1 protein-coding gene is annotated in these 266 nt (G+C 68.0%); it reads right to left on the reverse strand.

All coding sequences use genetic code 11. From position 1 onward, the window contains the following. Positions 1 to 266: SNF2-related protein (locus SB754_RS20780; RefSeq protein ID WP_410784246.1), on the reverse strand; the 266-nt coding region annotated here is incomplete at both ends.

The following is a 266-nucleotide window of genomic DNA, read 5'->3' on the forward strand; positions in this document are numbered from 1 at the left end:
GCAACGCATAGGTGGTGATCACCAGGTCGGCGTCGGCGATGAACTCTGCCAACGGTTTACGACTTCGCGCCGCGGTCGCGGTGACTGCCACCGCCTTCAGGTCGGTGAAGCGGTGACACTCCGACACCCAGTTCCCGACGCCGCTCGTGGGCGCGACCACCAGGAACCGACCGGCTTCCCCGTTCTCGCGGGCCCGGGCGAACAAGGCCAGGGTCTGCAGGGTCTTGCCGAGCCCCATGTCGTCGGCCAGTACACCGCCGATCCCG

The sequence above is a fragment of the Leifsonia sp. SIMBA_070 genome, from assembly GCF_046534635.1.
In the GTDB taxonomy this organism is placed as follows: Bacteria; Actinomycetota; Actinomycetes; order Actinomycetales; family Microbacteriaceae; genus Leifsonia.